At 63.5% G+C, this 26,994-nt stretch carries 27 protein-coding genes and 1 tRNA gene; 7 read left to right on the forward strand and 21 right to left on the reverse strand.

Annotated elements, in window-relative coordinates; genetic code table 11:
- Positions 1-22 precede the first annotated feature (22 nt).
- From arsS to GPA25_RS16530, 4 genes are read left to right on the forward strand one after another with little or no spacing between them, the layout of a single operon-like run.
- Positions 23-1,006: an arsenosugar biosynthesis radical SAM (seleno)protein ArsS gene (arsS, locus tag GPA25_RS16515; protein WP_169261505.1), complete on the forward strand. Its 984-nt coding sequence runs from the start codon at positions 23-25 to the stop codon at positions 1,004-1,006.
- Positions 1,007-1,011: 5 nt separating this feature from the next.
- Positions 1,012-1,149: a hypothetical protein gene (locus GPA25_RS16520; protein WP_169261506.1), complete on the forward strand. Its 138-nt coding sequence runs from the start codon at positions 1,012-1,014 to the stop codon at positions 1,147-1,149.
- Positions 1,146-1,838, forward strand: coding sequence for a TIGR04283 family arsenosugar biosynthesis glycosyltransferase (locus tag GPA25_RS16525; RefSeq protein WP_169261507.1), 693 nt, complete (start codon positions 1,146-1,148; stop codon positions 1,836-1,838). The genes GPA25_RS16520 and GPA25_RS16525 overlap by 4 nt, the downstream gene beginning before the upstream one ends.
- Positions 1,835-2,470 (forward strand): TIGR04282 family arsenosugar biosynthesis glycosyltransferase, encoded by a 636-nt coding sequence (locus GPA25_RS16530; protein WP_169261508.1) that lies wholly within the window; start codon positions 1,835-1,837, stop codon positions 2,468-2,470. The genes GPA25_RS16525 and GPA25_RS16530 overlap by 4 nt, the downstream gene beginning before the upstream one ends.
- Positions 2,471-2,474: 4 nt before the next feature.
- Here GPA25_RS16530 and GPA25_RS16535 read toward each other — a convergent pair whose 3' ends face one another.
- The 9 genes from GPA25_RS16535 to GPA25_RS16575 form a co-directional block, all read right to left on the reverse strand.
- Positions 2,475-3,170, reverse strand: a complete 696-nt coding sequence (locus GPA25_RS16535; RefSeq protein WP_169261509.1) for a hypothetical protein — start codon at positions 3,168-3,170, stop codon at positions 2,475-2,477.
- Positions 3,167-3,496 (reverse strand): thioredoxin family protein, encoded by a 330-nt coding sequence (locus GPA25_RS16540; RefSeq protein ID WP_425486404.1) that lies wholly within the window; start codon positions 3,494-3,496, stop codon positions 3,167-3,169. The genes GPA25_RS16535 and GPA25_RS16540 overlap by 4 nt, the downstream gene beginning before the upstream one ends.
- A 298-nt stretch (positions 3,497-3,794) precedes the next feature.
- Positions 3,795-4,178, reverse strand: coding sequence for a hypothetical protein (locus GPA25_RS16545; RefSeq protein WP_169261511.1), 384 nt, complete (start codon positions 4,176-4,178; stop codon positions 3,795-3,797).
- A 350-nt stretch (positions 4,179-4,528) separates the two neighbouring features.
- Positions 4,529-5,245 carry a PEP-CTERM sorting domain-containing protein gene (locus tag GPA25_RS16550; protein ID WP_169261512.1) on the reverse strand — a complete coding sequence of 239 codons (717 nt, stop codon included), beginning with the start codon at positions 5,243-5,245 and terminating at the stop codon, positions 4,529-4,531.
- Between the two features lie 397 nt (positions 5,246-5,642).
- Positions 5,643-6,746 carry a dihydrolipoamide acetyltransferase family protein gene (locus GPA25_RS16555; protein ID WP_169261513.1) on the reverse strand — a complete coding sequence of 368 codons (1,104 nt, stop codon included), beginning with the start codon at positions 6,744-6,746 and terminating at the stop codon, positions 5,643-5,645.
- Positions 6,743-7,723 carry an alpha-ketoacid dehydrogenase subunit beta gene (locus tag GPA25_RS16560; RefSeq protein ID WP_169261514.1) on the reverse strand — a complete coding sequence of 327 codons (981 nt, stop codon included), beginning with the start codon at positions 7,721-7,723 and terminating at the stop codon, positions 6,743-6,745. Before GPA25_RS16560 ends, GPA25_RS16555 begins: the two co-directional genes overlap by 4 nt.
- Positions 7,716-8,804 (reverse strand): pyruvate dehydrogenase (acetyl-transferring) E1 component subunit alpha, encoded by a 1,089-nt coding sequence (pdhA, locus tag GPA25_RS16565; protein WP_169261515.1) that lies wholly within the window; start codon positions 8,802-8,804, stop codon positions 7,716-7,718. Before pdhA ends, GPA25_RS16560 begins: the two co-directional genes overlap by 8 nt.
- 201 nt (positions 8,805-9,005) lie before the next feature.
- Positions 9,006-9,248 (reverse strand): thioredoxin family protein, encoded by a 243-nt coding sequence (locus GPA25_RS16570; protein ID WP_169261516.1) that lies wholly within the window; start codon positions 9,246-9,248, stop codon positions 9,006-9,008.
- Positions 9,249-9,250: 2 nt separating this feature from the next.
- Positions 9,251-10,717, reverse strand: coding sequence for a permease (locus GPA25_RS16575; protein WP_169261517.1), 1,467 nt, complete (start codon positions 10,715-10,717; stop codon positions 9,251-9,253).
- 299 nt (positions 10,718-11,016) lie between these two features.
- Here GPA25_RS16575 and GPA25_RS16580 point away from each other — a divergent pair, with 299 nt between their 5' ends.
- The 3 genes from GPA25_RS16580 to alkB all read left to right on the forward strand — a co-directional run bounded on the left by GPA25_RS16580 (position 11,017) and on the right by alkB (position 13,555).
- The gene (locus tag GPA25_RS16580; RefSeq protein ID WP_211163180.1) at positions 11,017-12,504 is read left to right on the forward strand and encodes an NAD-dependent succinate-semialdehyde dehydrogenase; all 1,488 of its coding nucleotides are present in this window, start codon (positions 11,017-11,019) and stop codon (positions 12,502-12,504) included.
- Positions 12,505-12,640: 136 nt separating this feature from the next.
- A complete protein-coding gene (locus GPA25_RS16585) occupies positions 12,641-12,814 on the forward strand; it encodes a hypothetical protein (protein ID WP_169261519.1) in 174 nt (57 codons plus the stop codon).
- Between the two features lie 87 nt (positions 12,815-12,901).
- Positions 12,902-13,555: a DNA oxidative demethylase AlkB gene (gene alkB, locus GPA25_RS16590; protein ID WP_169261520.1), complete on the forward strand. Its 654-nt coding sequence runs from the start codon at positions 12,902-12,904 to the stop codon at positions 13,553-13,555.
- Positions 13,556-13,658: 103 nt separating this feature from the next.
- On the opposite strand, the gene GPA25_RS16595 is transcribed toward alkB, so the two are convergent.
- From GPA25_RS16595 to GPA25_RS16650, 12 genes are all read right to left on the reverse strand, one after another.
- Positions 13,659-14,027, reverse strand: a complete 369-nt coding sequence (locus GPA25_RS16595; RefSeq protein WP_169261521.1) for a YajD family HNH nuclease — start codon at positions 14,025-14,027, stop codon at positions 13,659-13,661.
- A 362-nt stretch (positions 14,028-14,389) separates the two neighbouring features.
- Positions 14,390-14,465: transfer RNA gene (locus tag GPA25_RS16600), tRNA-Ala, on the reverse strand.
- 56 nt (positions 14,466-14,521) lie between these two features.
- Positions 14,522-15,595: an L-threonylcarbamoyladenylate synthase gene (locus GPA25_RS16605; RefSeq protein WP_169261553.1), complete on the reverse strand. Its 1,074-nt coding sequence runs from the start codon at positions 15,593-15,595 to the stop codon at positions 14,522-14,524.
- Between the two features lie 16 nt (positions 15,596-15,611).
- Positions 15,612-16,763: a 5-(carboxyamino)imidazole ribonucleotide synthase gene (locus tag GPA25_RS16610; protein ID WP_169261522.1), complete on the reverse strand. Its 1,152-nt coding sequence runs from the start codon at positions 16,761-16,763 to the stop codon at positions 15,612-15,614.
- Between the two features lie 85 nt (positions 16,764-16,848).
- The gene (gene purE / locus GPA25_RS16615; RefSeq protein ID WP_169261523.1) at positions 16,849-17,343 is read right to left on the reverse strand and encodes a 5-(carboxyamino)imidazole ribonucleotide mutase; all 495 of its coding nucleotides are present in this window, start codon (positions 17,341-17,343) and stop codon (positions 16,849-16,851) included.
- A 4-nt stretch (positions 17,344-17,347) separates the two neighbouring features.
- Complete coding sequence (folD, locus tag GPA25_RS16620) at positions 17,348-18,220, reverse strand: bifunctional methylenetetrahydrofolate dehydrogenase/methenyltetrahydrofolate cyclohydrolase FolD (RefSeq protein ID WP_169261524.1); 873 nt, start codon at positions 18,218-18,220, stop codon at positions 17,348-17,350.
- A gap of 232 nt (positions 18,221-18,452) precedes the next feature.
- Positions 18,453-19,061 (reverse strand): indolepyruvate oxidoreductase subunit beta, encoded by a 609-nt coding sequence (locus tag GPA25_RS16625; RefSeq protein ID WP_169261525.1) that lies wholly within the window; start codon positions 19,059-19,061, stop codon positions 18,453-18,455.
- A gap of 5 nt (positions 19,062-19,066) precedes the next feature.
- Positions 19,067-20,929 carry a thiamine pyrophosphate-dependent enzyme gene (locus tag GPA25_RS16630; RefSeq protein ID WP_169261526.1) on the reverse strand — a complete coding sequence of 621 codons (1,863 nt, stop codon included), beginning with the start codon at positions 20,927-20,929 and terminating at the stop codon, positions 19,067-19,069.
- 104 nt (positions 20,930-21,033) lie between these two features.
- Positions 21,034-22,674, reverse strand: coding sequence for a cache domain-containing protein (locus GPA25_RS16635; RefSeq protein WP_169261527.1), 1,641 nt, complete (start codon positions 22,672-22,674; stop codon positions 21,034-21,036).
- Positions 22,675-22,883: 209 nt separating this feature from the next.
- Positions 22,884-23,483: a c-type cytochrome gene (locus tag GPA25_RS16640; RefSeq protein ID WP_169261528.1), complete on the reverse strand. Its 600-nt coding sequence runs from the start codon at positions 23,481-23,483 to the stop codon at positions 22,884-22,886.
- 92 nt (positions 23,484-23,575) lie between these two features.
- Positions 23,576-24,211, reverse strand: a complete 636-nt coding sequence (locus GPA25_RS16645; RefSeq protein ID WP_169261529.1) for a response regulator — start codon at positions 24,209-24,211, stop codon at positions 23,576-23,578.
- Positions 24,186-26,897, reverse strand: coding sequence for a PAS domain S-box protein (locus tag GPA25_RS16650; protein ID WP_169261530.1), 2,712 nt, complete (start codon positions 26,895-26,897; stop codon positions 24,186-24,188). The genes GPA25_RS16645 and GPA25_RS16650 overlap by 26 nt, the downstream gene beginning before the upstream one ends.
- Between the last annotated feature and the right edge of the window lie 97 nt (positions 26,898-26,994).

Consider the following 26,994-nt stretch of genomic DNA (forward strand, 5'->3'; position numbering starts at 1 on the left):
CTCCCCGACCAGCAGGACTCCCATGCACGCCACCCTTCCCCTCCTCCGCGCGACCGAATTCCCTCCGCTGCGGCGCGGCAAGCTGACGACGCTGCAGGTCAACCTCGGCTATCGCTGCAATCAGGCCTGTGTGCACTGCCATGTCAACGCCGGCCCGTCACGTACCGAAATGATGGCCAGCGAGCTCGTCGAGCTGATTCCGCAGGTGCTGGTGGCACGCCGGATCCCAACGCTGGACCTGACCGGCGGCGCGCCCGAGTTGCATGCCGACTTCCGGAAGCTGGTGCTCGCCGCCCGAGCGCTGGACCTGCGGGTCATCGACCGGTGCAACCTGACGATCCTGCTCGAGCCCGGCCAGGAAGATCTCGGGCAGTTTCTGGCAGAACAAAGGGTCGAGGTCGTCGCCTCGCTGCCGTGTTACTCGCTCGAAAACGTCGACCGACAGCGTGGCAAGGGCGTGTTCGACAAGAGCATCACCGCGCTGCGGCAACTCAACGCGCTCGGATATGGCCAGCCCGGTTCGGGGCTCACGCTGAATCTGGTCTACAACCCGCAGGGGCCTTCACTGCCGCCGGATCAGGCAAAACTGCAGGCCGCCTATAAGCGCGAACTGTGTGAACACTTCGGCATCGTCTTCAACGAACTCCTGGCGCTGACCAATATGCCGATCCAGCGCTTCGGCTCGATGCTCGTCTCCAAAGGGCAGTTCAACAGCTACATGCGGCTGCTGAAGGACAACTTCGCGCCCGGCAATCTCGCTAACGTGATGTGCCACACGCTGGTCAGCGTCGATTGGCAGGGCCATCTCTACGATTGCGATTTCAACCAGCAGCTCGGCCTGACCCTGCCGGCCGATTCCGCCACGTCACGCGGTCTGCCGGCGCGTCCGCATCTGCGCGACCTGCTGCAAGCCGACCCTGCAGGCCGTGCGATTGCGGTCGCCGATCATTGCTATGGTTGCACCGCCGGTCAGGGCAGCAGTTGCGGCGGCGCGCTACACGAGTGAGCCCGGTGGAAAAACCGTTTATCCCGGCCCTCGTCGTGATTCCGGTCATTGCTTTCTTTGCCGTCGACCTCGACCAGTGTCTGAGCCTGCAAGGCCTCAGGGCGGACTGGATCAGCCGCCTGGAACCGGGGGCGAGCGCATGACTTCGACCGATACCTGGCAGTTGTCGATCATCGTACCGGTGCTGAACGAAGCTTCGGGCATGTTGGACTTGCTGGATCACCTTTCGCCACTGGCGCGGGCCGGAGCCGAAGTGCTGATCGTAGACGGCGGCAGCGAAGACGCCACGGTTGCCAGCGCCGAAGCCGCGGGTTTTGCGGTGCTGCACTCGGCGCGCGGCCGTGCCCGGCAGATGAACACCGGCGCCGCCCATGCCAGCGGCCGGGCGCTGCTGTTCCTGCACGCCGACACCCGCCTGCCCGAGCAGGCCGCCATGCGGATTGCCGATGCCCTGCAGGACTCCGCGCATGTCTGGGGCCGCTTCGACGTGCGCATTGCAGGGTGCGCCACGATGCTGCGCGTGATCGCCTGCATGATGAACTGGCGCTCGCACTGGACCGGCATCGCCACGGGCGACCAGGCAATGTTCCTGAGCCGCGCCGCCTTCGACGCCATCGGAGGCTTTCCCGATCAGCCCCTGATGGAAGACGTCGAACTGTCGAGGCGCCTGCGCACCCTGTCGCGGCCGGCGCGCATTGTCGACAAGGTCACGACCTCGGGCCGCCGCTGGGAAACGCGCGGCGTCTGGCGCACGATCTTCCTGATGTGGCGCCTGCGCTGGGCCTACTGGCGCGGCGCCTCCGCACACGAGCTGGCCGAGGCGTACCGATGAAGCCGACGCGTATCGTCATCATTGCCAAGGCACCGATTCCCGGCTTCGTCAAGACACGCCTGATTCCCGCTCTCGGCCCGGACCGCGCGGCCGGCCTGGCACGGCGCATGTGCGAGCACGCGGTCCATGTGGCGGTGGATGCCGATATCGGTGTTGTCGAGCTATGCGTGAGCCCGACGCCCTCGGACCCGGCATGGCACCAACTCGCCCTGCCCGATCGCCTCATCTGGTCTGATCAGGGCGGCGGGGATCTCGGCGCGCGCATGGCACGGGCGGCCGAACGCACGATCCGCGGTGGTGAATCGGTACTGCTGATCGGGACTGATTGCCCGGCGCTGAGCGCTACCCACCTGCGGGAAGCCGCTCACGCGCTTCACGAACACGACACGGCCCTGGCACCCACGGCCGATGGCGGCTATGCCCTGCTGGGCCTCAGGCACTTTCACCCGCTGCTGTTCGACAACATGCCGTGGAGCACCGAGACCGTCGCATTCGAAACCCTGTGTCGGCTCGGACGACTCGGATGGACAGTGAAGAACCTGCGACGGATGCACGACATCGATGAACCGGCGGATCTGAAATGGCTCCCGCAGGGGTGGCGCTCCGAGGCCGATCCCTTCGTCCCGGGCTGAACGATCAGCAGAACTGCTGGATGGCTTTCAGGGAAATCGAATAACAATGCCGGATCTGGTCGTCGCAATAGCGGTGGATGCTGCCCACCGGGCAACTCACCCGCGCAATACAAGTCGTCGCGCAGCGTGACAAGGGTTCCTTGCGATAGCCGATGCATTTTTCCAGCGCGAACGTGCCGCCCGACAGCGCCCCCGCCGGACAACTGGTAATGCACACCGTGTCCTGGCACCGATCGCAGGGACGCTCCCCTTGCATGGGCGGGGTCGGCGCGAGATCGGTATCAGTCAGCATCACCAATCGGTATGCATACCACGTGCCCCACTCCTGGTGGATTCCGACCATGAGCGGCGACTCTCGGTGCCAGCCCGCGATTTTCCCGAGCCTCTGCAGCCCTATCGCAATATTGCCGGGGTAGATGACTTCCCCCTGCTTGTCGGCAAACTGCGCCGAAAACCATCGCTCGACAGTCTGGACACTGAAATCATCGATCGGGTTTTCCGAAGCCCCCCCTGACGCCGTGACGGCGTCCCACAGCGTCTTCCCTGCATGGCCGATCAGGATCAGCTGGCGATACCGATTTTCCGGGTCGTAACAGCGTCGGAGTTCAGCGGTGATGTCCGTCGGCAGATCGTCCAGGTTCAAAATGGCCTGCAGATTGAGCCCCGCGTCATTCAGCGTCGTGAAGTCACACGGCGTCATGCCACACCATCGATCCGTGCAAGCGCCCCTTCGATCGTGCTGGAATCGGACGGCCGGACCAGACGCTCCACTTCGACACCCTGACGCAGAAACACCAGCGTCGGCCACAGCTTCACGCGAAATGAGCGGCCCAGGCGGCGACCCGGACCATCTTCGATCCTGAGGTGACGTACGTTTGAATGCTTGGCGAGTGCTTGGTCGATCAATGGCCGGGCAGCCATGCAGTAGCCACACCAGGGTGCACCGAATTCGATAACGGTCGGTCCTTCGAGTTGATCGACGTCTTCACGCGACGGCTCCACGCCCGAATCGGCGGATTGTTGCAATCCCATATTCGCTCCATCCTGGTCGCATCGGCTGTTGGTATCGTCAAAGGATACCGTACCTTGCCCCAGGTGATCGTCGGCCTGGAATCCGGAGCGACGCCGTCGCGGCGGAGGATGCAGTACAGGAAGGCTACGGGAGGCTGAATATTGACGATCAATGCCAACACGTTGCGACGCGAAGGAACTCGCCAGTCGCACCGGACTTGAAGGCGAAACGCTTTGCGCTCACCTGCCAACACCAATATCGCAGGGCGTCAGCAGGTGATATGCGCTGTTGCGCAGTCGCAAACATCGGAAACTAGTTCCCCAAAGCGCCCACGCAGTCCATCGCAGCCCCAGCCGCCGTATTGATCCCGTAAGCACTATCGAGCTTTGGTTTCGCTGCGTTGGCGAGCGCCGTGGCGGTACTTACGATGTTCATCAGCTTGTCCACCGCGTCATCGTACTTCTCCAAGCCGACTTTGGCATTGGCAGCATCGAGCTTCGCGAACAAATTGCTTTCGTCGGTGGTCGCTTTATTTCCAAGGAAAGTCGCGTCTTCGATTGCCTGGCCTACGGCATTGAGTTCAGTTGCGCATTCCCCAGAATACTTTACAAATTCGACAGCGCTTGCAGGCCCCGCCCACGCGCCCATCGCCGCCAGCACCACAACCACGCTTGCCACCCTGGTTCTGCTCTTCATGGTCTCCGCTCCTAGGATAAGAATAAGCTCTACGTCTCTATCTTCATCACCGCTTCTCGCTGCCATACACCGGCAATGCCCAAGAGCACTGCCGCGTGAACACACCAGTATCAAGAACTTAATAATATTGATTAAAACTAATTCACAAACCGATACACACCAATCTTCCCGACGCTCGCGGGAATCATTAACCAATGACGCAAGTGTGGGTATTGGGTCAAACCCCTACGACTGCGCTCCCTTGCGTGGGACGAGCACTTCACGTTGATCGCCTTCCGGCGCCGACACAAGGTACCCATCTTCGGAGCCTGTGCGTAAGCAAGGGAAGAGGATCACACCACGACTCCCCGTCACTGAGCGGCCAGAACACCCTTCCGTCGGCGGAACCCCAAAGCTGCCAGGCCACCCGCCAACAGCAGCAGGGACGACGGCTCCGGCACTGCCAAAACGCTCGCCGGCACTGTCGCTGCGGCGTCTTTCGTCAGCGTGAAGGTTGCCCGGATCAGGTTGTCATCCGGCTTCTTGTAACTGCATTCGTTCGTGCCCTGGCAGTTCCAGGACAGCGACGAAAAATCTATCCTGATTTCCCCGCCCGTGGCGAAAGCGAGAAGCACGGAATCGAAACTCGCATGCAGGTCTTCGTTCAGCGCTCCGTTATCCTTGAGTGCACCGAAACTTGCCGTAGCGCTTGCTGCACTGCTGGTTTGTCCGAGTGTCGGAGAACTGAAATTCAGGATGGCCGAGAGGATCAGATCGTCGGTCTCAGCGTGGTCTATGAAGGAGTCTTCCTCCGCGAAAGTCGCATACCCGAAATTCACGGTTTGACTGGCACCAACATTGTTGAGAACAAAAGACGTCGATGCCAGTGCCGAATCAATGCTCCAACCGACGTTCAAGAAAGAATGGGTCGGGTCACAGTCGCTTCCGGCGCATAAGGCCCCCCACCCACTACCGGCAACCCACGCCCCCGACGCGATGGAAACCGTGACAGGAGCGGCATGAGCCAGCAGCGGCGACAACATTGCAGCCACAAAGGCTGCCGGGGCAAGAATCCGGTATTTTTTCATTTCCTTGTCCGTCCCGTGCGCAGGATTCATTCGATTCGGGGCAGGACGACACGCCCTCCCCAAGCGCCAACTGGCCCAGCCAAATCGATGCCGACAGATACAGGGTATCTGCATAACATCTGGAAACAACTCTAGCGGAAAAGGCTGATTCTCGACCGTGACGCATGACACGTGCCGGGCGGGATGGCAATTGGAGCCCGCCGTTCCCGTGGAGCGCAGCCCGCACACCGGCAAAAACAGGCTAGGCTAACCCGCAGAATATGCGGCGTGGGTCAGGGCCATCGCTCCGATCGTGTTGCGGTGACCCGGTGCGGCCATGGGCTGGCGGGCGCTCCAGGTCCACAGAAGGTCGGCGATCGTCACCCGCCGCGGATTTTCGCTGCCTTCGGCCCTAGCACTAGCTCGGCAACGTCAGATCCGCGATCACGGCGGCCAGGAAACGCGCCGCTTCGCCACCGGTCACGACCCGATGATCGAAAGTCAGGCTCAGCGGCAGCACCCGGCGCACTGTGGGCACGCCATCGACCGCCAGCACCTGCTCGTGCACCCGTCCGGCGCCGAGAATCGCGACGGTTGGCGGCACGACGATCGGCGCCGCATATTTGCCCCCGATCATTCCAAAGTTCGACAGGGTGATCGTATTGCCACGCAGCTCTTCGGGCGGAATCTTGCGCGCGACGACATCGGCGCGCATGCGGTCCAGGCCGTGGCGCAGATCAGCTGCATCGCGATTGGCGACATCCCGCAATACCGGCACGAACAAGCCCTCCGGCAGATCCACGGCGATGCCGACATCGACCTTGCTCAGCACACGGCGCCCCATGGTATGGCTTTCGTACCAGGCATTCAGCACCGGCGAGGCCCGGCAGCCCGCGACCAGCGCGCGCACCAGACGGATCGTGATGTCACTGTCAGGTTGCCAGGCATGAATATCGGCGTCGTCGATGACCGTCGCGGCGGCCACTTCGCTCTGCGCCAGCGTCATGTTCTGCGCCATTGCACGCCGTACCCCGCGCAGGATTTCCGCCGGCCCGACTTCGGCCAGAATCTTCGCGACGCGCTGCACGTCGGCAGCGGTGATCACGCCATCGGGGCCGGACGGTGTCACCATCTCCAATTCCACATTCAGCTGACGCGCCATCGCGCGTACGGCGGGGGTCGCCTTGATCGCCGCCCCGCTCCGCCCCACCGCGGCCGGTGCTTCCTGCTGCAACTGGTGGCCGACCTGCACTTCACCGACCACGGTACCGGAGTCGCTGTCTTCGGCCGCAGCTTCGAAGCCGACCAAGGGCGCACCGACATGCACGATCTGTCCAGGCTGACCGAACAGCTTTTCGATACGGCCCGCTTGCGGTGACGGGATCTCGACGATCGCCTTGGCCGTTTCCACTGACAGCAGCAATTGGTCGGCCTGCACCTCATCACCGACCTTCACGTGCCATTCCACGATTTCCGCTTCCTGCAGCCCTTCCCCGAGGTCAGGCAGTTTGAAGATCTTCATGAGCCCTCCAGCGTCTTCCGGACTGCCGCGACAATACGTTCGACACTCGGCAGATACTGATACTCGAGCCGCGCCATCGGAACGACGATGTCGTATCCCGTAACGCGCTGCACCGGTGCCAACAGGGAATACAAGCCGTGCTCGGCCAGATTGGCAGCGATTTCCGCGCCGAATCCCGCAGTGCGCGCCGCTTCATGCACAATCACGCAGCGTCCGGTCCGACTCACCGATTCGAGAATCGTCTCCATGTCGAGCGGCTTCAACGTTGCGACATCGATCACCTCGGCCATGATCCCTTCCTGCGCCAGCGCGTCGGCCGCCGCCTGGGTTTCGTGCAGCATCGCACCCCAGCTGACGAGCGTCACGTCGGTCCCGGAACGCAGCGTGAAGCACACGTCGAGCGGGAGCGCGGTACCGTCATCCACCACTTCCTGTTTGAAGAGACGGTACAGCCGCGTCGGCTCAAGAAAGATCACCGGATCGGGATCGCGCATCGCCGCCAGCAGCAGGCCATAGGCCCGCGACGGCGACGACGGCATCACCACGCGCAGTCCCGGCATGTGCGCGAACAGCGTCTCCGGGCTTTCCGAATGGTGCTCCGGCGCATGGATACCGGCGCCGCAGGGTGAGCGCAGCACCATCGGGCACGACAGCCTGCCGCGTGTGCGATTACGCAGCCGCGCGGCATGGTTGATGATGTGATCGATCGTCGGGTAGATGAAGCCCGAGAACTGGATCTCCGCGACCGGTTTCAGTCCCATCGCCGCCATACCGATCGCCGTACCGGCGATCGCGGTCTCCGCGAGCGGGGTGTCGATCACCCGTTCGGCGCCGAATTGCTGCTGCAGGCCGACCGTTGCGCGAAAAACTCCCCCATTGACGCCGATGTCCTCGCCGAGCATGACCACCGCCGGGTCATGCGCCATCTCGTATGCGAGCGCGTGATTGATCGCCTCGATCAGATTGAGCTCAGCCATGTTCGCCTCCTTGCGGCGGCGCAAAGTGGAGCGCGGTGTCGCGCTGCTCCTGCAGCGCAGCCGGCAGCGTCGCATACAGGTGATCGAACATTGCCGCCGTGGTCGGTGGCGGCATCGCAAGATAGGCCTCCACTGCTTCATTGACCGCATTCGTGCACTCTTTGACGAGTTGCTCTTCCTCCTGCTGGCTCCACGCATTCACGCGCAACAGATAGCTGCGCAGGCGCACGATCGGTTCGAATGCCCATTGCTGCTGAACAACTTCGGGATCACGGTAACGTGTCGCATCGTCGGCGGTGGTGTGATCGCCAAGGCGATAGCTGATCGCTTCGATCAGGCTCGGACCACCGCCTGTGCGCGCTTTCTCGATTGCCTGTTGGGCCGCGTGACGCACCGCAATGACGTCATTGCCGTCCACCTGGCAGCCTTCGAACCCCGCTGCAATCGCTTTCTGCGCGAGCGTTTGCGCCACTGTCTGCACGCTGCGCGGCACCGAAATCGCCCACTGGTTGTTGTTGACCACCACCACCAGCGGCGCTTGCCACGCCGCGGCGAAGTTCAGCGCTTCATAGAAATCGCCCTTGGAAGTCGCACCATCGCCAAGAAAACTCACTGCGACGCGCGCCTCCCTGCGCAGCTTGAACGCGTAGGCGGCACCGGCCGCGTGACACACCTGGGTCGCGATAGGCACGCAGATCGGAAAGTCATCGCGCGGCACGGCAAAATTGCTCCCCCGCTCGTCACCGCCCCAATACAGGAGGCTTTCCGACATCGTGACACCGCGCATGAACTGGGCTGCGTGGTCGCGGTAGGACGGCACCAGCACATCCTCGGCACGCATCGCGCTGGCAACGCCAACCCCGATTGCCTCCTGCCCAAGCGCCGACGCGAAGGTGCCGATCTTGCCGGTGCGCTGCAGTGCGATTGCCTTGGTGTCGAAGGTGCGCGTCAGAAGCATCGCACGGTACAGGGGAATCAGTGCAGCGGGATCGAGCGCAAACTCGGGCAAGGGCTGGGTCGCCTCGCCTTGAGGATCGACAAACCGGGTGTACTCGACCTGGAACCGCGCAATCGTGGTCATGACGAGCTCCTTGTTTTTACCTCAGTCTAGACCACGATGCGGGCGAATCCGAAACACGCTCCCCGCTGCAGCATGACCAGATCAAACCTCATTATCCATGTCGAATGCAAGCGCCCGGACGCGCTTCGGAACGCCCGACGATCAAGTTGGCAAGGACAGTGCCCCTTTCAGTCACGCCATTGATCGGCTGCCATGTCCGATTCATTCAGCAGCCCGAATCCACTCGGCGACCGCAGCGGGGACAGGAATCCTGCCGGAGGAAACCAGTTTTCCGTTGATCACCAGGCCGGGCGTCTTCAGCACATCGTACGCAATGATCTCCTGCATGTCCGTGACCTTGATGATCTGCGCTTCGACCTGCAACGACGCCACGGCACTCTGCACCACTTCCTCGAGTTTCCTGCAATTGGCGCACCCCGGGCCGAGTACCTTGATGGTCAGCATGATCAGACTCCTTTCAACGCGTTTGAATGGCGACTAGCGACGGACAGCAAAGCGGCCAGCACCGCGATGAATCCGGCCAGCCAGAGCGCCAGGACGAAGACCGAGACCCCATTGACCCAGGCACCATAAGTCATTCCGGCACTGGCGCTGAACAAGGCAACCAGCCCGACGTACGTAGCGGTTTTTTTCCTGCCGATGATTGCGGAGATGATGAGAATGCTCTGCAGCGACAGTTCCGGGTCGGACATCAGATAGGCCAGCAACGGCCCACGATGCATCCCCAGGTCAAGGAACATCTTGGCGATCGGCACCTCGACCAGGGTCGGAAAGTACATGAAAACGCCGAACGCGACCCCCGTCAGGTTACCGAGCACGGAATTGCTACCGGCCAGCGCTTCGATCCACTCCGGGCGAATCAGCACACGGATCATGCCAACGATGAAGACACCAACGACCAGCAACGGAAAGATCTGCTTCACAAAGCGCCAGGACTCCCACAACCAATCCCGCAACTCATCCACCGAGAGGCGCACGCTGCCGATTCGGTACAATGCGCCCAGCGCGATGCTCACGCCGAAAAACTTCCCGGTCAGTCCGATATGCAGGCCAGTTTCTGTCGACTCGACGGCAAGCGACGCCAGCAGGAGCGTCACGCCGATCAGGACGAGACTTATGCGGGTCCAGACATTTGCGCCATCCTGGATATTTTCCAGCCCGCGCCAGGCACTCCATCCGATCGCAGCAAGCAGCGCGATCAAAACCACACCCTGGACCGACACGCCCTCCTCGCCTTTGCCGGCGTCGTAGGGCACAAGCCGATCGAGACTTTGCTGCCACGCCCCCGCGCCCGACAGCGGCAGATCAAATTCAACATAAGAGCCGGTCAGGATCCCCAGCTTCAGGGTTCCCGCCAGCAGCAACGCAATCCAGACGAACAGGAAGAGGATCGCCCACCTTCCCATGCCCTCCGCCCCCTGAGCGGCAAACAGCGTATCGGTCGCGCGATCGTGTGCGGCATCGTCGTCGCGAAAGACAAGCGCCATGATCAGCCCGATGCCGATGCCGAAAATCAGGGAAAGGATAAGCCGCGCGACGGCCAGGTCGGGACCGATAATTCCGCCGGTATAGACCAGCGCAAGAATGTTGGCTGCCGGGGCAAAGAACAGGAAGGTGATCGCCGGCCCCAGACCCGCGCCCTTATTGTAGATACCGGCAAACAGCGGAACGATCGTGCAGGAGCAGACTGCGAGCAGCGAACCTGCGGCCGCCGCAGCCGGATAGGAAACCGCCTTGCTTGAGTTGCGCCCCAGGAAACGGGTGATGGTCTCCTTCGGAATCAGGGCCGCCATGGCTCCGGCAATAAAGAAGGCCGGCAGCAGGCACAGCAACACATGGGCCGCGAGGTAAGCCGCAAGGTTACCAATCCCCCCGTAAAGAACGGGCCCAACGTAGGCGAGCAACATATCCATGGCTCATTACCTGAAGATGCTCTGGTGAATCAGATTCTACTTAAATACATCCCGGCATTCATCCGGAGAATCGCCGCTGCCGTGAAGCGGTAGACACCGCGAGCGGCAGCGCCCGATCAACGGATGGAGCCCCCCGACGCGAACGCGTCATGAACATCATCACGCTCGATCCACGGCGGCGATACGGCGGACGAAGACGCCCATGTCAAGGTATTCTTCGCGCTGTTCTGGTGGGACTGCCGCATCCCGTGATGCCTCCACCTCAACCCTACGCTCAGGATGAACATCGCACCATGAACATGAGGCTCCCCCTCTCCGACCCCCAGCACGGCCTTCGGAATCGCGCGCTGATCCGCAACGTGGCATATATCGGCGGTGACTGGGTGGGGAGCGACGACGGGACCTGCTTCGAAGTCCGCAACCCGGCGGACGGCTCCCTTGTCGCCGAAGTGCCGAACATGGGGGCGGAAGAAACGCGCCGCGCCATCCAGGCTGCCGTGGTCGCCTTTGTGGCTTGGCGCCGGTTTACACCACAACAGCGCAGCACCATCCTGCGCCGCTGGCAGCAATTGATCCTCGACAGTGCGGATGATCTCGCCTGCCTGCTGACCACCGAACAAGGCAAGGCGCTGAATGATGCCCATGCCGAAGTCCTGCAGGCCGCCGGCTTCCTCGAATGGTATGCCGAGGAAGGCAAGCGCCTGACTGGCGGCGTGCTGCCGACGAGCCACCCCGGCCGGCGTGGATGGGTGCTGCGCGAACCGATCGGCGTCTGCGCGGCAATCACGCCGTGGAACTATCCGGCCGCGACCTTGGCCCGCAAATTCGCCCCGGCACTCGCTGCCGGGTGTACCGTCGTACTCAAGCCCGCAGAGCAGACCCCGCTCACCGCCCTCGCGCTCGCAGCACTCGCCGAAGAAGCCGGCCTGCCACCCGGCGTCTTCAACGTCGTCACCGGCGACGGCGACGCTGCGGAAGCCATCGGACGCGAGCTTTCGACCCATCCCGCAATCCGCATGTTGAGCTTTACCGGTTCGAGCGAGGTGGGCCGCCAACTGATGCGGCAGAGCGCCGACACGCTGAAGAACCTCTCGCTCGAACTCGGCGGGCACGCCCCCTTTGTCGTGTTCGACGATGCCGACCTGGACGTCGCCGTCGAAAGCGCCATCAACGCCAAATTTCGCAACGCCGGCCAGATGTGCGTGGCCGCAAACCGCTTCCTTGTCCAGGACGGCATTCATGACGCCTTCGCCACCCGGCTGGCCGAGCGAGCGAAAGGACTCAAGGTCGGTCCGGGCCTGACACCGGGCGTGCTGGTCGGGCCGCTGATCGATCATCTCGCGCTGACGAAGGTGCAGCGCCACGTCGACGATGCCATCGCGCACGGCGCCAAGGTGCTCACTGGTGGCCAGCGCTTCGGCCGCGACGGAACCTTCTTCGAGCCCACAGTGCTAACCGGCGTCACCAGTGCCATGATCGTCGCGCGCGAAGAAACCTTCGGCCCCGTCGCCCCGCTGATGCGCTTCAGCACTGAAGCGGACGCCATCGCCATGAGCAACGCCACCGACTACGGCCTCGCAAGCTACGTATTCACCCGCGACATCTCCCGCATCTGGCGCCTCACCGAAGCCATCGAAGCCGGTGTGGTAGCGGTCAATGCCGGCTCCTTCACTACCGAAGCGGCACCATTCGGCGGCGTCAAGCAATCCGGTCTCGGGCGGGAAGGGGGTAGCTACGGCATTGAAAGCTATCTGTCGATCAAGCACGTCAGTCTCGGACTGGGTTGACCCACTTCGGCGCTTCATCATGAAGCTGAATTGAGCGGGTTTCGTCGCACTTATTCCCGGAACGTCGCGACCTCTCCAGTACTAAGCTGGTCCCATGTCCAGACCATATGGCCGAATTGGACGAGGGAGCACCAAAATGGATATCGAATACCTCGAATACGAGCTTGAAATCATCGATCTGCCAGAATCCGTGGTGCAGACCCGCGACAGCCTGACCGACGATGCTGCCGCGGAAGCCATATTCACGAAGTGGTTCACCGATTGCCGGGCGCTCAACACTACACCGTCGAACCCGATCGCGTCCCGATGACTCCAATCGCAGGCACGCAGCGAACCCTCACTGCACACGCGTCGTGATCCGGTATCGCGCCAACCGGAAGCGCGTTGGCACACCTGAATGACACAAGATCTATTCGAAATCCTCGACCACCCCGGCCCACCGTCCGCGTCACTCGGCCCCGGCGCCGTGCTCTTGCGCGGCTTTGCAACGTCGAGGACTACGGCGCTGCTGGCGGCGCTCGAGCAGGTGATCGAACAGGCGCCTTTCCGCCACATGCTCACCCCCGGCGGCTTGCGCATGTCGGTCGCGATGACGAACTGTGGCCCACTCGGCTGGGTATCGGACCGAACGGGCTATCGCTATACAGCCGCGGACCCGCAAAGCGCCCTCCCGTGGCCGTCGATGCCGGATGAGTTCCGAGATCTGGCGCAGGACGCCGCAGCACAGGCTGGTTTTGCCAATTTCCAGCCGGACGCATGCCTGATCAATCGCTACGTCCCCGGCACACGCTTATCGCTGCACCAGGACCGCGATGAACGCGACCACGACGCCCCGATCGTTTCCATTTCGCTGGGGTTACCGGTCGTCTTCCTGTTCGGCGGCCTCCAACGCGCCGACAAGAACCTTCGTGTCCCACTGATGCACGGCGACGTTGTCGTGTGGGGCGGACCGGCAAGGCTAAGATTTCACGGCGTCCTGCCACTCAAGGAAGGACATCACTCCCTCCTCGGCAGCCAACGCATCAATCTGACCTTCCGTAAGGCAGGGTGAGCATCACACGAAAGCCTGTTCGCTTCTCCAAAGTGACTGAAGAGCGCGGGGGAAACACGTCATGACCCGCTGCAACCCGTTTCGCGCAGACAGGCAGCCGGTCTTACGGCTTCTTGTTACCCAATAGAGCCTTGAGATTCGCAAACGGTGAATGCGTAGCCACAACACCATTGTCCGTCAGCGCACTCCCCCCGGCTTGCGCCTCAAGCTCCCGCTGATGTTCGTTGTCATGACAATAGATGCACAACAACTCCCAGTTGCTGCCATCAGGCGGATTGTTGTCGTGATTATGATCGCGATGATGAACTGTCAGCTCACGCAAATTCGCGAGTGTGAATTCCCGCGCACAACGCCCACAGATCCACGGGTAAATTTTTAAGGCTCGCTCGCGGTAACCCTGACTACGGGCGTCGGCAGCACGGCGGGCCTCGGCGACAATACGATCAAGCTTGCTGGTGTCGATTGATTTCATGATGGGCACCTCACGCCGATTTTGGCGACAATCCCAATGTCAGCCTGCCTGCGGTGGCAGCCTGACGTGCGCTCCTGCCATGCCGGCGCCGATGACCTGCCACCGCTTCCTGCGCCACGCCGCGGGACACGATCCCCCATCAGAATGCGGAGCGAAAAACGCAGTGAATTCGCGGACTTCCTCGCAATTTGGGGGTACCAATTCGCAGCTATGCGAATTGGTAGGGACATACCGTGCAATCTACCTCCACATACCCCCAGCTTGCAATGACCCATATCGGAACACTACAGACGAAAAAAAGCCGGGAAGCCTTGTGTTTATTGGCTTTCCCGGCTTTGTCCGGAACGTCCCGGAAGTGTTCGTGGTGGACCGAAGGAGGATCGAACTCCCGACCTCTGCATTGCGAACGCAGCGCTCTCCCAGCTGAGCTATCGGCCCTTAAGAGCGGCGAATTATAGCGATGCTTTTTCGATTTTGGAAGGCCGACTTGTCCTTCAGGTTTCGTCGCGCTCGTCGCCGGACTCCTTACCGTCACCGGAGCCGACTGCGGCGCGCCCGAGGCGGTCGGCGACAGCTTGCCAATCGGCGGTGTCCGGCAGCGCTTCGACGACGATGATGTCGGCGCCACAACCATCTAGTTCGCGCAGTCTGGCGTAGAGTTCATGGGCGTAGCCGGCGGGGTCAGCGGGCGCGTTGCGCCAGGTCAGCCGGGAATCCTTCGGATCGGCGCATTCGCGCGCCAGGACGGCGACGCGGCTGCCTTCGCCGGCAAGCGTCGCGGCCTCTTCGACGAGATACGCGGCGGACGCCGTCTGCAAGGGCGTGCGCGGGGCGTAGTGTGCGGCGAGCGAGCCGGAGACGCGCGGCTGATCAGTGTCGGTCGCTGCGGCGGCTGTGCCCTCCACCGCATGCGCCTGACGCAACTGCGGTGTGCGGCCGATGACATGGGCGATGTCTTCGGCGGAAATCGCGCCGGGGCGCAGGATCACCGGAGCGTCACGCGACAGGTCGAGGATCGTCGATTCGATGCCGACCTGGCAGGGACCGCCGTCAAGGACCAGCGCGACCTTGTCGCCGAGTTCCTCGCGCACGTGGGCGGCGGTGGTCGGGCTGATGCGACCGAAGCGGTTGGCGGATGGCGCGGCGATGCCGGAGTCGAACGCGCGCAGCAGCGCGAGTGCGACGGGGTGATCGGGCACACGCAGGCCGACGGTATCCTGCCCGCCGGTGACGGCGTCGGGCACGCCCTCCTCGCGCTTCAGGATCAGTGTCAACGGGCCCGGCCAGAAGGCACGCGCAAGAGCGATCGCCTCCTTCGGGATTGCGCGCGCCCAGTGCGTCAGGTGCGCAGCGTCGGGCAGGTGCACGATCAGCGGATGATCGGCCGGACGGCCCTTGGCAGAGAAGATCTTGCCGACCGCTTCGACATTCAGCGCATCCGCCGCGAGCCCATACACGGTTTCGGTCGGCATGCCGACGAGTTCTCCAGCACGCAGCAGTGCGGCGGCGCGAAGGATATCGTCGGCGGTCACGACGCCGGCCTGTGGAGCACCTGCGGTCGACACCATCGCGGAGGTGCCGGAATCAGTACCCGTCATCGCGGATGCCGATCGCCGCACGCGCGTGCATCGCGGTGTCCAGCACCTTCGCAGCATCGTCGCCGATCACGGTGAAGTGGCCCATCTTGCGTCCCGGCCGGGCGTGGTGCTTGGCGTACAGGTGCAGGCGCAGGTTCGGCACGGCCTGCAGCAGCGACCAGTCCGGCTCGCGGTAATCGCCAGCTTCGTCGTACCACAACTCGCCGAGCAGATTGACCATCACGGCGGCGCTGTGGGCGCGCGCTTCGCCCAGCGGCAGGCCGCACAGCGCCTTGACCTGCTGTTCGTACTGGCTGGTGACGCAGGCGTCGATCGTGTGGTGGCCGCTGTTGTGCGGGCGCGGCGCCATTTCATTAACGTACAGTTGGCCGCCGCAGATGAAGAACTCGACACCCAGCGTGCCGACGTAACCGAGCTGCCCGGCGATGCGCTCAGCGGCCTCGCGTGCAAGTTTGGTGAGCACGGGGCCGACGCGCGCCGGGGTGATCGTGACGTCGAGGATGCCGTGGCGGTGGCGATTTTCGCCCGCCGGGAAACTGCGCACCACGCCCGACTCGTCGCGCGCGAGCACCACCGAGACCTCGCTGTCGAGGCTCAGCATCTTCTCGAGCACGCAGGACTCGCCGCCGAACTGGTGGAAAGCGTGCAGCGCTTCATCGCGATTGGCCACGCGCGCCTGCCCCTTGCCGTCGTAGCCGAAGCGGGCGACCTTGAGGATCGCCGGGAACAGCGCGCCATCGATGTCGCGCAGGTTCTCCTCGCAGCGGATCACGGCAAAGGGACCATGCGGCAAGCCGTTTTCGGCGAGGAAGGTCTTTTCCGCGATGCGGTTCTGGCACACCGCGACCGCGCTCGCGGACGGATGCACCGGGATGAACTTCGCAAGGTAGTCGAGCGTCGTCGCCGGGACGTTCTCGAATTCCGTCGTCACTGCCGCACAGCCGCCGGCAAAGTCGTCGAGCGCGGTGTAGTCGTCATAGGCGGCGACCAGATGACGATCGGCGATCAGGCCGGCGGGACTGTGCGGATCGGGATCGAGCACCCACACCTTGTAGCCCATTTCGTGGGCGGTAGAAACGAAGAAGCGGCCAAGCTGGCCGCCACCGAGCATTCCCAGGGTTGCGGGCGGGAGGATCATGACGCCCTCCGCCGGGCCGCCCCAAGAAGGACGTTCGCCCTGTCGGGCGACAGCGCAGCAGCGAGCGCTGAAAGCGTGGGCATCGTCATTGGTCGTCCAGGGTCATGTCGAGCACCGCCTGGGCCTGGCGGGTGCGGAAATCCTCGAGCTTCGCGGCGAGGGCAGCGTCCGCGTTGGCGAGCAGCGCGACGGCGAACAGTGCGGCGTTGGCCGCACCGGCTTCGCCGATCGCGAAGGTCGCGACCGGAATGCCCTTGGGCATCTGCACGATCGACAGCAGCGAGTCCTGCCCGGACAGCGCCTTCGATTGCACCGGCACGCCAAGCACCGGCAGCGTCGTTTTGGCCGCGACCATGCCCGGCAGGTGGGCCGCACCGCCGGCGCCGGCGATGATCGCCTTGAGGCCGCGACTGCGCGCGGTGTCGGCATAGGCGAACATCAGGTCGGGCGTACGGTGTGCGGACACGACGCGTGCCTCGTAGGGCACTCCGAATTCCTTGAGGATCTTCGCCGCGGCCTGCATCGTTGGCCAGTCGGAGTTCGATCCCATGATGATGCCGACCAGGGGTTTGTCGCTCATTGTCTTAACTCTTTCTGCGCGCAGCGCGTTCGGCCGACTCGACGGTATTGGCGAGCAGCATGGTAATGGTCATCGGGCCGACGCCACCGGGCACCGGGGTGATCAGCGCAGCGACTTCCTTCGCCGAGGCAAAATCGACGTCGCCGCACAGCTTGCCGGCATCCGGCCCTTCAGTGAGGCGGTTGATGCCGACGTCGATGACGACGGCGCCCGGCTTGATCATGTCGCCGGTGACGAAGCGCGGCTTGCCGATCGCTGCAACCAGGATGTCGGCACGGCGGGTATGGAAGGCGAGATCGCGGGTCTTCGAGTGGGTGACGGTGACGGTCGCGCCGGCGTTGGTCAGCAGCATCGCCATCGGCTTCCCGACGATGTTGGAGCGGCCGATGATGACCGCTTCGGCGCCCTGGACCGGCACGCTCTCGGCTTCGAGCATCTTCATGACGCCGTGCGGCGTACAGGGCAGGAAGGCTTCCTGCCCCTGCGACAGACGGCCGACGTTCTCGGCGTGGAAGCCATCGACGTCCTTTTCGACACGGATCGCTTCGAGCACTTCGGCTTCATTGAACTGTTTCGGCAGCGGGAGCTGAACGAGGATGCCGTGCACAGCGGGGTCGGCGTTGAGTTCGGCGATCTTCACCATGACTTCCGCGGCGTCGACATTGGCGGCGAAATCGTAGCGCAGCGAGCGGATGCCGGCCTTTTCGCAGCCAGCGACCTTGTTGCGCACATACACGGCGGAAGCCGGATTGTCGCCCACCAGAATCACCGCGAGACAAGGCTGAACGCCGCGCGCGGTCAATGCCGCCGCACGTTCGGCGAGTTCGCCGCGGACGCGGGCGGAAAGGGCGTTACCGTCGAGAATGCGAGCCGTCATGGTCGATGCCCTGAAAAAACCTGTGATTTTATCGCAGGATCAGGGGCTTGTGCGCGAATCACTCCCATGGAAGGCTTTGGACGAGAACCGCCCCCGACGGCGGATGTTCCGCGCTTCGTTGGCGCGTGGCGGACGCCTCAGCCCGAAACATCCGCCGTCGGGGCCTACACCTTGCCGGAATCAGCTTTGACAGCGGGCGATGATTGATGGGCGACGTGCGCCTCCCGGCCCCTCAGGCCGCGAGCGCTTCACCGGCGACTGCGCGGCGACCAAGCTCGAAGGCAGCGCGGTTGGCCTCGACCAGATCGGGCTTGCGCGTGCCGAAACGGGCGAGGACCGCATCGCGCAGCACTTCGGCCGGAAACGGCAGGCGATCCGAGCTGGCACCAAGCATGACGGTATTGCCCAGGCGGATGTTGCCAAGTTCCACGGCCAGCGAGGTGGCATCGAAGGCATGGACGGTCAGGCCGAGTGCACGCATTTCGGCGACGGGGTCAGCGGGGTAGTCGAACAGGCCGATGTTGACCACCGGCGGGACGATGCGCCCGACATTCACGAGCGCAACACCGCCCGGGCGCAGCATGTGCCCCCAGCGCAGCGCCTCGGCCGCTTCGAAGCCGACCAGCAGGTCCGCCTCACCGGGAAGGATCTGCGGCGACAGCACGACCGTGCCGAAGCGCAGGTGCGATGTGACCACACCACCGCGCTGGCTCATGCCGGCAACTTCGGTTTTCTTTAAGTCGAAGCCGAGGGAAATTGCAGCTTCGGCGAGGATTTCGGTGGCCGTCATGACGCCCTGCCCGCCGACGCCGCACACGAGGATATTGGTGATTTTCGACATGGCGTTCATTTCCTCACGAACTGGATGGTCTGGACGGGTTCGGCGTGGACGATGGCCTCCGGCGCGCAGGGCTGCACGCACAGGCCGCAACCTGTGCAGGCCGAGGTTTCGATGCGCACGAAGGACAGGTCGACTTCCTTGCCGGAAGCCTTGACCTCCTTGCCGCGGCGGGTGACATGGATCGCCGGACAACCGACCTCGACGCAATTGCCACAGCCGGTGCAGCGGTCCTCCATCACCATGTAAGACTTCGTCGGCTTGTAGTGGTCGATCAGCACGCACGGCCGGTCGGTGATGATGACCGAGGGCTCCTCGATCTTGGTTTCCTCGCGCAGCGCCTTGAACAGCACCGGCAGCTGGTAGGGATCGACGACGCGGATGCGATCCTTCTTCACCCCGAGCGCTTCGCAAATCTTGGCGAAATCGACGCGCGCCGTTTCCTCGCCGTGAATGTCGCGCCCGGTACCCGGATTGTCCTGTCCGCCGGTCATGCCGACGGCGCGGTTGTCGAGCAGCAGCACCGTGACGTTGCCGCGGTTCCAGGTGATGTCGAGCAGTCCCTGCATGCCCATGTGCATGAAGGTGGAATCGCCGATCACCGCGACCACCTTCTTGTTCGCGTCGACCTTGCCACGCCCTTTGTCCATGCCCAGCGCCATACCCATCGAGGCGCCCATCGAGATGCAGGTATCGAGCGCGTTCCACGGGTGTCCCGCCCCCAGCGTGTAGCAGCCGATATCCCCCGAGATGAGCACGTTGCGCATCTGCGACAGCGTGTAATACACGCCCAGGTGCGGACACGCGACGCACATCGTCGGCGGGCGCGGGAACACCTGCTGCGGCACGACGTGCTCGGGCTCCGCAACGATCTCGCCGCGCAGGCGGGCAACCGCCGGTTCGAGCACGTCGGGGGCGAGCTCACCTATGCGCGGCAGCACGTCCTTGCCGTGACAGGCGATGCCGGCGGCTTTCAGTTCGGTTTCGAGCAACGGTTCGGTTTCCTCGACCACCAATACGGAGTCGACCGTCGCGGCGAAGCGCCCGAGGCTTTCCAGCGGCGCGGGACAGGACAGGCCGAGCTTGAAGACCGGCGAATCGGGAAAGGCTTCGCGCACGTGCATGAAGGCCGGGCCGGAAGTGATGAAGCCGATGCGGCGGTCGGATCCATCGATCTGCATATTCAACGGCGAAACTTCCGCCTCGGCCCGCACTGCCGCTTCGCGCGCAAACATCAACGGCAGGCGTGGCTTGGCATTGCCGGGGACCATCACCCAGTGGCGCGGATCCTTGACGAAGCCAGTGGGCTCGAACGCCTGGCGTTCGCCCGTCTGAACGACACCCTTGACGTGACAAATTCGGGTGGTGAGACGCAGGATCACCGGGGTCTTGAAGCGCTCGGACAACTCGAAGGCGGCAAGCGTCATCGTGTAGGCCTCCTGCGAATCCGCCGGTTCGAGCACCGGAACGTGCGCGAAGCGGCCCCAGTAGCGGGAGTCCTGTTCATTCTGCGACGAGGACATGCCGACATCGTCGGCCACCGCAATCACCAGACCGCCTTCGGTACCGGTCACGGTCATCGTCATCAGCGCGTCGGAAGCGACGTTCAGGCCTACATGCTTCATCGCGCAAAAGGCGCGCGCACCGACCATCGACGCACCCAGCGCCACTTCAAGCGCGACCTTCTCATTGATCGACCACTCGGTATGCAGGTCGCGGTAGCGCGACAGCACCTCGAGGATTTCGGTCGACGGGGTGCCGGGATAGGCGGCTGCGACGCGGGTGCCGGCCTCCCAGACTGCGCGGGCGACCGCGTCGTTGCCGGACAGGAACATGCGGGCGGCTGCGGGGGCAGACTGGATGGCGGACATGGAACGACCCTGGACAAAAAGAGAGAGCAAAGTTTACCGACCGGTCAGCTTTGCTCCATTGACCAAGATCAAACGACACCGGATGCCCGGTGTCGGCACATCAATCAGCTGACGCGGAATCCCGCGGTGAGGCTTTCAAGTGCCTCGGCACTGTGTTTGAGTTTCTCGGTGGATTCGGTGCTGCAGCGGATCTCGTCGCTGCTGCGCTCGGCCATCTCGGCCACTTCCTGCATGTTGGTGGCGACGCTGTTGCTCGCAGACGTCAATTCCTTCATCGACGACACGACGTCTTCCAGTCGGTCCAGCGTGTCGCGCGCGCCCTCGCGGATCTCACGCAGCGCATCGGCGGCCTGTTTGGACAGGCGCGCGCCGGAATCGACCTTCGGCACGATCTGTTCGATGCTGGCCACCGCACTTTCCGTTTCGGCCTTCACGGAGACGATCACCTGCGAGATCTGCGCCGTTGCCGCACCCGTACGTTCGGCGAGCTTGCGCACTTCGTCGGCGACCACCGCGAACCCGCGGCCCTGCTCGCCGGCCCGCGCCGCCTCGATCGCGGCGTTGAGCGCCAGCAGATTGGTCTGGTCGGAAATCTCGCGGATCACGTCGGCAATCTTGCCGATCTCGCCAGACCGATCGCGCAGCACCTGAATCTGCTTTGCAGCGCCGGTGACGGTATCGGAGATCTGCGCGATGCCCTCGGAGGCATCACGAGCGAGAGCCTCGCCGCGCTGCGCCACGTCCACGGTGCGCTGTGAATTGCCACGCGCCTCGTCGGTGTTTTCCGAGACATGCGCGATGCTGACTGCCATCTGCTCGATCGCCGCCGCCGTACTGCCCGCGACTTCGGTCTGTCGCAACGACGCGTCGTGAATGGCACGCCCGGCGTCGGCGGCCTGGCGCACGGCATCGGTGACGTCGTGGGCGTTGTCGCGCACCCTGCGGATCACCTCTGCCAGGCGCGACTGCATCTGGTCCATCGCATAGGTGACGCTTCGTGCGTCCCCCTCCCTCACCTTGACCTGCGCGGTCAGATCGCGCTCTGCAATCTGCGCCGCAATGCGTTGCAGGTCGGACGGCTCGCCACCAAGCTGACGCAAGACCCCGCGTCCGATGCGCCAGGAAAGCACCAGCAGCAGCAGCGTCGCGATGGACCCGAGGATCAGGGAATGCGACGCATGCACCCAGAACACTTCATCCAGATCGTTCACATACACGCCGGTGCCGACCACCCAACCCCAGGGAGTAAAGCCCTTTACGTAGGACACCTTGGGTTGCGGCGCCGTCGCGCCCGGCTTGGGCCAGAGGTAGTCGACGTAGCCGCTGCCCGACTTGCGCACGGTGTTGACGAATTCGACGAACAGGCGCTTGCCGTTCGGGTCGACAACTTCGCGCATGTCCTTGCCGTCGAGTTCCGGCTTGATCGGATGCATCACGGTGTGTGATTGCATGTCATTGATCCAGAAATACTCGCCGTCACCATAGCGCAGACCGCGAATCACCGCCTTCGCCCCGTCCTGCGCCGCTTCGCGGGTCATCTCACCGGCTGCCTCACGCTTTTGGAAATACTCCAGGATGCCGTGCACGGCCTCGACCGAATTTTTCGTCTGTTCGTTCCGCTCGTCCGCCAACACTTCCCTGAGCGATCCAACCGCCTCGAACATCACCACCGCGAACATGGCGAGGGCCATGATCACGATGAGGCGCAGGCGAAAACCGACGCTCAGGTTGTAAAAATTCAGCACAAAACACCTCCGGAAATAATTACAGGCCGCGCCGGGCCACGGTCAGCTTATCGGACGATGCGAACAAAACTTGAGCGCAAAGTCTCATTCGCCACGTGACGCGGCGCGCGCGAATTCGCCTTCAGCGCGGGCTACCGGCATCACCCGGCCAGGCGGACTCTCGTCCGAATCGGCAACCGGCGTTCCGGGCCAGATCCCGCGTCGCGCATTCACTCCATGACGCTAAGGAACTGTGCGACCGCTTCGATCTCGGGATCGGTGATGTTTTCGACGACCGTATGCATCACCATGTTGGGCGACGTGCGCGAATGGCTGCGGAACGCACGCAGCTGTGCGGCGAGATATTCCGCATGCTGCCCCGCCAGCCGCGGCAAATAGATTGCACCGCGCCCCGCCGGGCCGTGACAGGTCGTGCAGGCGGTCACGCCCTGGGTCGGCTGTCCGGAAAAATAGATGCGTCGACCGATCTCGACCAGCGCCGGATCGGCCGTGCGTTCCGGAACCAGCGACTTCTCGCTGAAATACTCCGCCAGGGCTCTCATTTCGCCGCCGCTAAGGTCCGCAACCCTTTGCTTCATCCGCGCACTCTTGCGCACTCCGGTCTTGAAATTGGCCATCTGGCGCGTCAGGTAATCGGGATCCTGCCCAGCGAGCTTGGGAAACTCCGGTTCGCTGCTCAGACCATTGAGGCCATGGCACTTCCGGCAGCGTTCGCGGACGAGCTGCTCAACCGGACGGTCAACCGCCGCCTCGGCAACCGGCACCGCCGCCAGCATCAGGGCCACCACCATGCACACTCTGACTCTCATGATTTGACCTCCCTCGCTCGGCCATGCCACGACACTCACGGCACGAATCCAGTTACACCACGGCACATCCGGACGACAGCGGCAGGCCGCTTTCAGCGCCCCTGACCGGGCTCCGCGGCAAGGACGTTCTGCACCAGTTCCGCAAGCGAATTGGCTTCCATTTTCTCCATCACGCGCGCGCGATGCACTTCGACGGTCTTGATGCTGATACCGAGCACATCGGCAATCTGCTTGTTGAGCTTGCCCGCAATGATCAGATCGAGCACTTCGCGCTCGCGCTGGGTAAGGTGGTGCAGGCGACGCGCCGTTTCCGCTTCGTGCTGGCGTTTGCCACGATTTTGCTGCTCGGCGGCAAGGCACTCCGCGATCAGCCCGAGCATGTCGCGTTCGCTGAACGGCTTTTCGATGAAATCCACGGCACCCTTCTTGACCGCGGACACCGCCATCGGCACGTCGCCGTGGCCGGTGATGAAGATCACCGGCAACGTACAGTGACGACGCGTCAGTTCTTCAAAAAGCTCCAACCCGCTCATCCCGGGCATGCGCACATCGAGTACGAGGCAACCGGTCATCGCGGCGTTGTAGAGCCCGAGGAAGGCTTCGGCCGATTCATAGGCGCGAACGTGATGCCCACTCGATTCCAGCAACCAGACGAGCGAATCGCGAAGGGCTTCGTCGTCGTCGACGATGTAGATGAACTGGTCAGGCGCGGCGGACAAGTCGCTCACTGGCAACCTCGGTAGGCAGTGTGAAGGAGAAGATGGTACCGCCTTCCGGGTTGCTGTCCACAATTAAACGCCCGTCATGAAACTCGATGATCGAACGGCAGATGTTCAAGCCCATGCCCATGCCTTCCGTCTTGGTGGTGTAGAAGGGCGTGAAGAGCCGGTTGCGTTCTTCGTCGCCGATGCCGTGGCCACGATCGATCACCGAGACTTCGACGGCACGCGGGCCGAGGGCGCGCGCGCTGACGACGAGGATGCGCTCGCCTGCGGGCAGGTCGGACATCGCGTCGAGGCCGTTCTTGACCAGGTTGAGCACCACCTGTTCGATCATGATACGGTCGGCAAAGACAGGCGGCAGGTCGGGAGCCACCTCGGAGACGATGCGCGAACTCATGCGGCGAGCGTCGATCTCGGCAAAGCCGATGGCATCTTCGAGGACATCGGTGATTTGCACCGCGCTGCGACGTGGCTCGCTCTTTTTCACGAATTCGCGCACGCGGCGAATGATCTTGCCAGCCCGCTCGGCCTGGAAGCTGGCTTTCTGCATCGCCGCCAGCAGGTCTTCCTCGCGAGCATTGCCGGTCTGGATGCGCGTGACGCAACCCATGCAGTAATTGGCAATCGCCGACAGCGGCTGATTCAGTTCGTGCGCCAGCGTAGAGGCCATCTCGCCCATCGTGATCAAGCGCGACGTGCGTTGCAGACGCTCGGCCTGTTGGCGCGAGACTTCGGCCGTCTGTTTGCGCTCGGTGATGTCGGTGGCGATCCCCATGCGCACCACGCGCCCGTCGACCCAGCGCGTGGCGTGCTCGCGCACGTGGTACCAGCGTCCTGACAGCGGGTGCTGCAATTCGCCGTCGAACAACTCGCGCGGCAAGTCCGCCGCCGACATCCCGCGCGGATCGATCAGGTAATCGCCGCGCTCGGGCTGCGGTACCGCGACGCCGCGCACCGTGCGCCCGACCGCGTCGAAGCCGTGAATGCTCTTGAACGCGCGGTTGGCGAAGAGAATCTCGTCGGTGCGGGCGTCGGCGACGAACACCGCGGCTTCGAGTCCATCGAGCACCGCCTCGAAGCGCTCGTGCGCCGCCTCGAGCGCCGCGCGGATGCGCTTCGGTTCAGTGATGTCGGTGACGGACGCCATCCATCCGGTCTGGACGCCATTGCTGTCGATCAGCGGCGACAGGTAGAAGCGCGCATCCAGCCGCTCACCGTTCTTGCGCCGGATGTGCATTTCAAAGCCGCTGGGTGGGGCGCGGCCCAACAGCGTGAGATCCAGGTTGCGGCTGCAGACATCGAGTTCTTCCGGCGCCCAGTACGGGAACGGTCGGGTCGCGCCGAGGAGCTCTTCCTGCTCGAACCCGACCATGCGGCAGAACGCCGAATTCACATAAATGATGCGCCCCGTGAGGTCGATGGCACGCATGCCGGTCATGACGGATTCTTCCATCGCCTTGCGGAATGCGGACTCGGCGCGCAGCGCTTCTTCGCCGGCCTTGCGTCCGGTGATGTCGTGCGCCACCGCGTACACAAGCTTTTCCTCGCGCACCGGATTGATGCTCCAGTCCAGCCACTTGAAGCTGCCGTCGGCACAACGACAGCGAATCTCGAAACTGACCGGATTGCCCTCGGCCAGGCGGCGCAGTTGCTCCACGGCATCCGGTACGTCGTCGGCATGAATCAGGTCCAGCAAGGGGGTGCCGGGCAAGTTGTCGGGCTTGTAACCGAGAATCCGCTCGAAAGCCGGATTGGCCCGCCGGAACGCGCCATCGAGGCCAACGATGCACAGCAGATCGAGCGACAGATTGAACAGCCGGTCGCGCTCCTTTTCGACCTGTACCCGGCGCTGCACATGGGTGCGCAGCAGCCACAGGCTCCACAGCACGATCACGGACAGGCCGATGATCATCGCCGCCGGCAGGGCCTGCGGTAGCTGGCTGGCGGTGCGGAAGGCCGTCGCACGCAGGATCAGGCCGCTGCCCGGGGGGTCGAGCGGGATCGAATAGGAAATGCTCTCGTCGAGATCGCGCACGCTGGAATTGACCGCCAGCGTGTCGCCTTCCGGACCGATCAGCGCAAGGTGGTATTTTTCGGCGAACCAGCTGGGCACCAGGTGTTGCACCATCCGGTCGATGGAATAGACGCCGACGATGGCGCCGCGGAATTCGCGCCCGTGGCGCACCGGCACGTACACTTCCAGCACCATGCGGTTGCGCGGATTGAAATACGCCTCGCCGTAGCTGGGCCGACCGAGGTCGCGTGCGCGGTAGAAGGGCACCGTCTGCACGCGCGACAAGGCATCGCCGGCGAGCCAGTCGGTGGTATCGAAAGGCGCGGACCAGCGCACGATTTCTTCCGGCCCGGCCCATACGACGTTTACCAGCTCGCCATTATTGGCGATGTGTTGATTGGCACGCACCTGGAAGCCGTCCATGTCGAGCGTGTCCACCGCCAGATCCCGGGCAAGCTGGCTAAGGAATTCTTCCGTACCCTGCATGTGGAGCCGCATGGTCTGCTCGGCCCACTGCACGTCGCGCGCGACGGCGTTGCGCTGCGTCTCGGCATCGCGCGATTGCAGCAGCCATACCAAGCCCAGCATCGTCAGCGCGAACACACCGACCGCCACATAGGGAGCGGTCCAGTACCAGCGGGCTCGCGCGAGGCGGCGGGATTCAGAGGAATCGGGCATTGGGATCAAGGCAATCGGGACAATCGGGAAAAGCGCACCGCGGGAAACTGGCCCCTTCCTGATGGCCCGCTGCCATTGTCATGGGGCGGATGCTGCG

Origin of the sequence: Aromatoleum diolicum (genome assembly GCF_012910955.1) — a bacterium.
Classification (GTDB): Bacteria; Pseudomonadota; Gammaproteobacteria; order Burkholderiales; family Rhodocyclaceae; genus Aromatoleum; species Aromatoleum diolicum.

What these genes read in the sequence shown, in the direction of transcription:
- GPA25_RS16575 (WP_169261517.1), bottom strand. Translation starts at nt 10,717, where the DNA reads ATGGATATGTTGCTCGCCTACGTTGGGCCCGTTCTTTACGGGGGGATT.
- GPA25_RS16640 (WP_169261528.1), bottom strand. Translation starts at nt 23,483, where the DNA reads ATGAGAGTCAGAGTGTGCATGGTGGTGGCCCTGATGCTGGCGGCGGTG.
- alkB (WP_169261520.1), top strand. Translation starts at nt 12,902, where the DNA reads ATGACACAAGATCTATTCGAAATCCTCGACCACCCCGGCCCACCGTCC.
- GPA25_RS16625 (WP_169261525.1), bottom strand. Translation starts at nt 19,061, where the DNA reads ATGTCGAAAATCACCAATATCCTCGTGTGCGGCGTCGGCGGGCAGGGC.
- GPA25_RS16535 (WP_169261509.1), bottom strand. Translation starts at nt 3,170, where the DNA reads ATGACGCCGTGTGACTTCACGACGCTGAATGACGCGGGGCTCAATCTG.
- GPA25_RS16605 (WP_169261553.1), bottom strand. Translation starts at nt 15,595, where the DNA reads ATGGTGTCGACCGCAGGTGCTCCACAGGCCGGCGTCGTGACCGCCGAC.
- GPA25_RS16550 (WP_169261512.1), bottom strand. Translation starts at nt 5,245, where the DNA reads ATGAAAAAATACCGGATTCTTGCCCCGGCAGCCTTTGTGGCTGCAATG.
- GPA25_RS16630 (WP_169261526.1), bottom strand. Translation starts at nt 20,929, where the DNA reads ATGTCCGCCATCCAGTCTGCCCCCGCAGCCGCCCGCATGTTCCTGTCC.
- purE (WP_169261523.1), bottom strand. Translation starts at nt 17,343, where the DNA reads ATGAGCGACAAACCCCTGGTCGGCATCATCATGGGATCGAACTCCGAC.
- GPA25_RS16555 (WP_169261513.1), bottom strand. Translation starts at nt 6,746, where the DNA reads ATGAAGATCTTCAAACTGCCTGACCTCGGGGAAGGGCTGCAGGAAGCG.
- GPA25_RS16610 (WP_169261522.1), bottom strand. Translation starts at nt 16,763, where the DNA reads ATGATCCTCCCGCCCGCAACCCTGGGAATGCTCGGTGGCGGCCAGCTT.
- arsS (WP_169261505.1), top strand. Translation starts at nt 23, where the DNA reads ATGCACGCCACCCTTCCCCTCCTCCGCGCGACCGAATTCCCTCCGCTG.
- GPA25_RS16650 (WP_169261530.1), bottom strand. Translation starts at nt 26,897, where the DNA reads ATGCCCGATTCCTCTGAATCCCGCCGCCTCGCGCGAGCCCGCTGGTAC.
- GPA25_RS16545 (WP_169261511.1), bottom strand. Translation starts at nt 4,178, where the DNA reads ATGAAGAGCAGAACCAGGGTGGCAAGCGTGGTTGTGGTGCTGGCGGCG.
- GPA25_RS16580 (WP_211163180.1), top strand. Translation starts at nt 11,017, where the DNA reads ATGAGGCTCCCCCTCTCCGACCCCCAGCACGGCCTTCGGAATCGCGCG.
- pdhA (WP_169261515.1), bottom strand. Translation starts at nt 8,804, where the DNA reads ATGACCACGATTGCGCGGTTCCAGGTCGAGTACACCCGGTTTGTCGAT.
- GPA25_RS16570 (WP_169261516.1), bottom strand. Translation starts at nt 9,248, where the DNA reads ATGCTGACCATCAAGGTACTCGGCCCGGGGTGCGCCAATTGCAGGAAA.
- GPA25_RS16530 (WP_169261508.1), top strand. Translation starts at nt 1,835, where the DNA reads ATGAAGCCGACGCGTATCGTCATCATTGCCAAGGCACCGATTCCCGGC.
- GPA25_RS16595 (WP_169261521.1), bottom strand. Translation starts at nt 14,027, where the DNA reads ATGAAATCAATCGACACCAGCAAGCTTGATCGTATTGTCGCCGAGGCC.
- GPA25_RS16525 (WP_169261507.1), top strand. Translation starts at nt 1,146, where the DNA reads ATGACTTCGACCGATACCTGGCAGTTGTCGATCATCGTACCGGTGCTG.
- folD (WP_169261524.1), bottom strand. Translation starts at nt 18,220, where the DNA reads ATGACGGCTCGCATTCTCGACGGTAACGCCCTTTCCGCCCGCGTCCGC.
- GPA25_RS16560 (WP_169261514.1), bottom strand. Translation starts at nt 7,723, where the DNA reads ATGGCTGAGCTCAATCTGATCGAGGCGATCAATCACGCGCTCGCATAC.
- GPA25_RS16585 (WP_169261519.1), top strand. Translation starts at nt 12,641, where the DNA reads ATGGATATCGAATACCTCGAATACGAGCTTGAAATCATCGATCTGCCA.